Here is a 6,819-nt window from a genome sequence, read left to right as displayed (position 1 = left end):
CTGTCGTCGAATTCAAGACAATACTCTTTCATTCGCGATGACGGCTCTTAAGCTCCGCAAAAGTCATACGATGCTTTTGGGCAGGGTTTTTGAGACGTTCGCGCACAATCTCAATCAGCTGCGCATCCTCGTCTGTGACAAGCGTGCGCTTGACCGGAGAGCGGCCCGTTTCAGCAATATATGCGAGAGTATCGCGCAGTGCGTCAGACAGTGAAATGCCTTGAGCGGACAGCTTCTCAACAGCAGCTGCCTTCAATGTTTCATCTACCCGGAATGTGACAGCAGACATACTCAGCCTCCTTACGTACATGTACATACGTATCACATTCGTTCATACAAAAGAAGTGCAAGATGGCCGATGCTGATGTCTGCATTCGGGAAACCAGATCGGTTACAGAAACGGCAGAAAAGAGGCGACTGCAGCCTGTCTACTCCGGCATCACTGAGCAGACAGGCAGTTCAGGGGGGGGGAAGCGGACTGTCCGGTTTTGATTTAAAGTAAGGGCCGACCTGAATTGCCTATATGTTGCAGCTTCCGCAGAACTCGAGACAGTCTACTACGTGAACATCAACCTTTGCAATCAATCGGATGAGATTGCGTGGAGCCGAAATGCCGAGTAGAGAGTTCTTTATAATGATGCAATCTGTGGAGAATAATTTCTATGCAACTTAGAATCCCTGTTTTGTGTGCCGCGTTAATGTTGGCTAGCTGCTCAAAGTCTTCGGTACAACTTTTAAAAGACGGCGATCCGGAAGTTTGCACCAAAACAGATGTAACTGACCAACTCTTTGAAATAATAAAAGATCATGCAAATTTTCCTCAAAACAATGGATTCGTTAAGGATTATGAAAAAGCACGGCAAAAATGGATCTCAAAAGTCACTTTTAGTATAAGTCAGATCACAAGTAAAAATGTTGATAAGCCTAACCAGCAAATCACATGTAACGGTCTTGTGCATATGAGTGCATCTGAAATTGGACAGCAGGATGCAAGTGTTGACTACTTAATCAAATCTGATCTTTCAAACGGGAAAGCTATCGTCGAAGCAGATTTGTCGAACGCTTCATATCCTATAGCCTTCTTACTGGAAAAAATAGGTTCGCCGGACTTGTTAGAGGCGCGAACGGTTGGCATTAAAAAAAATATCGCAAAAGCTGATTATTATGAAAATAAATGGGTTTCATCTCACAGTAGTGAGGCAAAAACTATTCATGAAAATATAGAAAAAACCGTAAAGGGAAATCATTTTTCGCAAGCTGAAAAAGATACCGCATTTAAGATAGAAGTATTTAATAAGATATGTCGAAGCGAAGAAGATGGGCAAGCTCTCGCGTGTAGCCGGAGAGACAGCCTCTTACAGGAGGCCCAAGGCTCTGGCCCCATACATTTATGTTACCAGGGAGACTTTTCTGGCTGGAAGCATTGCGATGGTACTGATGTAGAAAATGTGCCTGCCTCCATAGTCACGGAACCATCTTCTTCTGATGCGTTCACCCCTGAAGACAATAAAATTATCGAGCAGGCAGATTACTTGAACGATAAATGCCGTGGGGGTGCCGGCGATCAAACTGAGTCAGTTTGCACTCAACGCGATGATTTATATAATAAAATGGAGAAACTTAATATTTGCTGGGGTCCAGAGGATTCTGCTGAATATCAAAAGCATTGGATGCGCTGTCATCCGAAGTAACAACTTAGAGGCTGTTTCGAAAGTTGGCGGCGAAGGGCTGGCGAGGGATTTTTGGGCCTAAACAGGCAGATTTGAAGCCTCGAGACGGGCCATTGAGGCGAAAAGCCAACGCATTCAGGCTCAAAAAGACCCGACAGCTCGACCCGATCGACTTTCGAAACAGCTTCTTATTTCTTGCATAAATACATAGCTTCATAACTTTCCTTGTTTATCTATGACATTTGTGTTTTCCACGGATATTTTATTTAATATTCTCTGTATCCATAGGATTGTTTAGAAACAGGCAATATTGTGAATAATGCATCAACTTGCTGTATGTCCGTCATGAGGGCGCTAGCCGCCTCAAAGCGGTCGAACGAATTGCTCAGCCAGCGAACCGCTCCCGGTGTCTGCGAACGTAGACCGGATGCGGATGATAGGCAGGATCCCTCGGCAGGATGATCCGTTCCATTTGTCGGCCGAACAGACTGCTCAATTCGCGGGGGATGCGGTTGTGGGCGACAAGCAGGCCCAAATCGTCCGTCAAAGAGATGAGATGCCGGTCGAAGAGCCAGTGGACTGTTGCTGAGAGAGCGATGCCGTTCCTGACGACGTCGGGCCCACCGTCGGCAACCGCCTGGATATGGGCTGCCTGTGCCTCCGCCTTGCCGCCCCCGTTGATGAGCCGCAGCCCAGTCACGCAGCAGCGTCCGTCGTACGCATCGATGACCTGGCGACGGAAGGCAGCATCCCTGATCCGGCGGTTAACAAGAACCTGCTCGATGCGCCGGGCCTGGTCCGGCGGCGGTGCCTCTAGGAGGTTGCGCGTCGGTTGGTCCACGTGGATCGGATCGAGTTCGAGCCGCCGGGCATTGATGGGCGCCAGCGTGGCATCTAGCCCCCTCCGGACAATCGCACCAAAGTCAGCCGACGAGATCGTCCGGATCGATCTACCCTGCAGTGCCGCGCCCCGTCTGGTAGGTTCAACCGCTCGAAGGCGTTCCTCGAACGGCCCGTCGGGGCCCTCCAACGGAACGACAGCATCGAATTCGAGGTAGCCCTCCATCCTGGCGTAGCTATAACCTGGCCGGGCGGGGTCGGGTTCGACGGCAATGACCTTGGCGACAGCGACGTAGCCACTGCGGCCGCCGTTGCGACGGGGTTCCCGATAGAGGATCCAACTCCCGAGGCAGTCCAGTGCCGCGGACAGGTAACGATCAGGGAAGTGGTACTTCGAGACGATCTCGTCATCATAGGTCGTACCAGCGCGAGTATCGAACACGCCGTTCACTCGTTGGCCTCCGCTGCTTGCGACCAAAGAGGATAGGCATATCTCAGTTCATAGCAATAGCTGCCGTCCGCAGCAGGGTAAACTCTTCAGGAGGGCAGACAGTCCGCTGTCGGGCGACTGGACGAAATGGTTGACTTCGGAAAGGCCGAATGTTGGCTTACGCCAAGCAACTTCGTTTCGAAATCAGGCGCGCGTATTTGGCAGTCTTTTACCCAAATCGCTGTAAAAGGGCGCCAGTTCTTCATCTGTCAGAGGACTGCTCAGCGGGACTTGGCGCGCTGCTTGTTTGATTCCCCAGTACACCAGAAGAACTGCCGGCTGGCGGTACAACAGTTCCGTGGCGCGCGCCTGGATGCGTTCTGCCAGAAATGGCTTTGCCCTTAAGAACTCCGCTAGGTCGTCATCAAAGCCTTCCTTGGCCCACTGGCGAAAATAGTCCACCAGAAGGGTGTTGAGCGGCGACGGCTCGGGCTCCAAGTCCGTGAAGGCTCGATACTCACGATCCACGGTCTCGGCAATCAGTCGGCCGGGCGCCAAGGCACGCTCCAGCTTCTCCCGCACTTGAGCGAAATAGTCGTCTGTAGCCTCAATCAGCGCCATACTCTTGGCAGCCGCACGCTTCACATCCGACTCCGCCTGGATACTGGGCTTGTAGATCGTGTCGTGCGTCAGTTCACTGTATGCATGCTGAAGGATCGTACGAACTTGGATTTCACAAGGTGTGTTAGGCTCAATCTCAATGCCGCTGTAATTGACACCGGACTTGGCCCGTACGATGTAATGGAGTGACTGGTAGTCGAACTCAAATGGTCGTGCTGCCCGCTCATCCTCGAAATCTCGAGCTTTGGCCGAGGTCCAATGTTCGCTGCTCCGAATTGCCCGCTCTACTTCCCGAATTTCTTCAGAGAACAAAACGACAACACGGAGCCCAACCTTATCTTCAATCTCGGCATAGGGGTCCATGTAGGGTTTGCCACGGTGGAATGCCTTGGCAAGCAGCGAAGGCTCCGACTTGATGCGGGGCCTAAGGGGAATACGAAAGAACAAATCCACGTTGGCGGGGTGAATTTGCCGCGCCATCAAGGCTGTAAGCGTCTCAGACACGAAGGCACCCCAAGCTTCGTACATGGGACGCTCCCTACGCCAACGCTCCAACAATTCTGTTTCGCGATCTTTCATTGTTCCCCAGTCAACCGCTCGCGGATAGTGATACGGGTCCAGTTATCGCCATGGCCGTCCTCGGCCGGGATTACGTCAATCTGCACCTTGTCTTTAAGCGCCTCAGGTGAGGCAGAAAGTTCAATATCACCCCCAAATTTTAGGCGACGGCGGCGTAAGCGATTACCCATTTTGGTGGTGTCTCGGATTACCGCATTGGGTGTGAATTTCTTGGCTTCCAAGAAGTCGGAATACGTATCTTGCAACTCAAGCGGTAGATAACGGCTTCCGAATTGGTCAGCCGTGAACGTCGGCTCCTGGTCGTCTCTTACGAACACGTATAGACTATCAATGAGGTCCCGCTTCTTTTCTGGCTCCAGATCCGACTTGCGGATGAAATCTTTGGTTAGATCGAAGAATCGGGCTGTTTCGTACGGGCCGTCGCTGGGCAGGGCGCAGCCCAAAAAGTGCTCATAAAAATACGCGGCCGCTGCTTCACGGTTGCTGACAGAAATGTTGCTATCGAACACGAAAGCGCGTCGGCCATCCGGCTTGGGCTTCGCAGTGTCGTCGAACAACATCATACCAATTTTGTAGAGCCGGGTAGCAGGGGTCAGGAAAATATTTTGCAAGAACTCTACCACCGCTTTTGCGCCATCTTTCGAACGCCTAAAGCCAGCCTGCGTCTCGGCCTTGATCACGCCCACGAAGGGAACGGCTGGAGCACCGACGCGTCCGTTGAAGACTATCAGCATCCCACCCGGAATGCGCCTCGCCATTTGGGCCTCTGCGAGTTTGTTCGCGACCTGCTTTGAGCCGACCAAAAAATCCGCATTGGACGTGTCAATCAGTCTTTCTGCTAGTTCCAGAAAACTACCGGCACCATAACGCACAACACGCATTTGAAGGCTTTGGCTCTGACCGGATAGCGCATCAGTCATACGGAGGCGGAATGCCCCCATTGCTTCGGTGCTCAGGGTTTCGAGTGCGTCTGCGAAAACGGGCGACCGAATGGATCTGTCTTCGTTACGCTGGAAAATCTCGTGCACCACAACGCGGCTGATATTTAGGTTCTCAAACAACATTCTCACACACTCTCCCCATGCAACGCTACAATTGTGGCACCCTCAGAAGAGCACCGCTAGATGTCGCTCTCTTGCGTCAAATACGACCCCGACCTTGATCGAGAACAGATGCAGATTTTAGATATCGGGGTGCCAACAACTTAGTGCGCTCAACTGGTAAATGACGAGCGCCTGGTAGGACGGCCTTTCCTCGCAATGTTCTTCGGATCGAATATTTTCCCTTCCTGCAAAGCACTCCAACACATGAGGGTTGGGCTCGGTGAAAGTAAATTTCAACAAAGAAAATGTCCTGATCCTAAAACTCGAATGCCCAGATTGCCAAGAAGAGCAGAACAGTATAATTCGATACAATTACCGAAAAAATTGAGGCCCGTCCGGTTGCGTTTGCTTATTTAGCTAGATTTTCTGTGGCACATAGTAGATTACGGCCGTTTGGCTCCAAGGTCGGCCAGATCAAATTTTTTGCCGTACCTCAAATCTGCGTGCTGTGCAGCTTGGCAAAGCCCCTACAATGGAAGTCATATAACGATCAAGGGCTCGGAGAGGAACACTACGACCTTCACGAATATGCTTTCGAAGTTCAATAACGAGGTAAGAAAAAGCCCTATCGTAAGCCGGCACATACGAGAAACTATTTCCAGTAAGTAATGAGCTTTGTAAATTACAAGTCTCTGATTGCATCCCTTGAATAAATCCGTCGTTCAAAGACACGATGATATTAGGCATGTTTTCATGACCGAAGGATCTCTGATACTCAACAAGGTTGTCCAATACAGCACTCGGGCTTTGAGAAAACTTGGCACACAGAATAAACCCAAATATCTGGTCTCTAAACTTTGTATCCTGATTGTATTCGTCAGCGGGTGTGGCTGCGAAGGTCGAGCCCGAACCCAATGGCCTGTATGAAGCAAGGGCACCAAGACCCAAATCTTCCTTCTCAGAATGCCGCCGTAGGGCTTTAGCAGATCTGACTTTGTCCAGAGCATCAAACAGCACACTTTTGCTGACTGTACTTTTCACCTCACCTACGGCCGCAACTGCTTCTATAGGGTAATAAGTAGCCTCCGGCGTATCATTGATTGAATATACGGGACAAAAGTCTCGCTCGAAAATCACGATATCCTGCTGCTTACTCTGGCTCCCGTGACTATCAATCAATAGCCCACTACCCACGGAGACAAACGCAGGAAGCAGCTTGACGAGTTGTAAGCGTGCAGGATGTTCGCGCGATGCACCAATTAGCCCAGGGGTGCCCGCTTCGCTAGCATCTTCGAATTCCATAACAAGCCGGCGGCCGATACGATTAACAAACTGTCCTGAATCGAATTCAGACACAAAACTTCTCCATGGAATTTTGCACTTTAAGTAGGCAGGGAACTTTTACGTAAATCTATCGAAAGCATTGTTTGAACCAAGCTCATATTGTCATCTGCTCTCTAGAGCAGCAACTGCATTGGTTGAATGACTGCTATAGTTATTGCCATCAGAACGGGGCCGCTGAACGTCCGCTTTGGTGATTGCGTGCCAAGCTAGCCTATGTCCGACATGAGGCGTAAGCGGACTATTTCCTAAGCCTGATGATTCCGAGTTCGTGCCACATCCACCCGAAATCGTA

General features: G+C 50.7%; 6 protein-coding genes. 1 reads left to right on the top strand and 5 read right to left on the bottom strand.

Annotation, left to right across the window (positions count from 1 at the left end; translation table 11 throughout):
* Nucleotides 1-28: 28 nt before the first annotated feature.
* The gene (locus tag B7449_RS14260; protein WP_039733946.1) at nucleotides 29-289 is read right to left on the bottom strand and encodes a type II toxin-antitoxin system RelB/DinJ family antitoxin; all 261 of its coding nucleotides are present in this window, start codon (nucleotides 287-289) and stop codon (nucleotides 29-31) included.
* 373 nt (nucleotides 290-662) lie between these two features.
* Between B7449_RS14260 and B7449_RS19875 the strand changes: the two genes are divergently transcribed.
* Nucleotides 663-1,691 (top strand): hypothetical protein, encoded by a 1,029-nt coding sequence (locus B7449_RS19875; RefSeq protein WP_141654879.1) that lies wholly within the window; start codon nucleotides 663-665, stop codon nucleotides 1,689-1,691.
* A gap of 364 nt (nucleotides 1,692-2,055) precedes the next feature.
* On the opposite strand, the gene B7449_RS14250 is transcribed toward B7449_RS19875, so the two are convergent.
* From B7449_RS14250 to B7449_RS19870, 4 genes are all read right to left on the bottom strand, one after another.
* The gene (locus tag B7449_RS14250; protein WP_039734015.1) at nucleotides 2,056-2,961 is read right to left on the bottom strand and encodes an HNH endonuclease; all 906 of its coding nucleotides are present in this window, start codon (nucleotides 2,959-2,961) and stop codon (nucleotides 2,056-2,058) included.
* A 183-nt stretch (nucleotides 2,962-3,144) separates the two neighbouring features.
* On the bottom strand, nucleotides 3,145-4,089 hold the full coding sequence (locus B7449_RS14245; RefSeq protein ID WP_158003642.1) for a GTP pyrophosphokinase: 945 nt from the start codon (nucleotides 4,087-4,089) through the stop codon (nucleotides 3,145-3,147).
* A gap of 47 nt (nucleotides 4,090-4,136) precedes the next feature.
* Entirely contained in the window at nucleotides 4,137-5,204 is a 1,068-nt protein-coding gene (locus B7449_RS14240; protein WP_039734019.1) for a nucleoid-associated protein, read from the bottom strand.
* 453 nt (nucleotides 5,205-5,657) lie between these two features.
* On the bottom strand, nucleotides 5,658-6,539 hold the full coding sequence (locus B7449_RS19870) for a DUF6602 domain-containing protein (RefSeq protein WP_141654694.1): 882 nt from the start codon (nucleotides 6,537-6,539) through the stop codon (nucleotides 5,658-5,660).
* Nucleotides 6,540-6,819: the final 280 nt, after the last annotated feature.

It is taken from the genome of Komagataeibacter intermedius TF2, from assembly GCF_000964425.1.
Classification (GTDB): domain Bacteria; phylum Pseudomonadota; class Alphaproteobacteria; order Acetobacterales; family Acetobacteraceae; genus Komagataeibacter; species Komagataeibacter intermedius.
The sequence above is the reverse complement of the archived record's forward strand: the minus strand, read 5'-3'. Positions and strand labels throughout refer to the sequence as shown.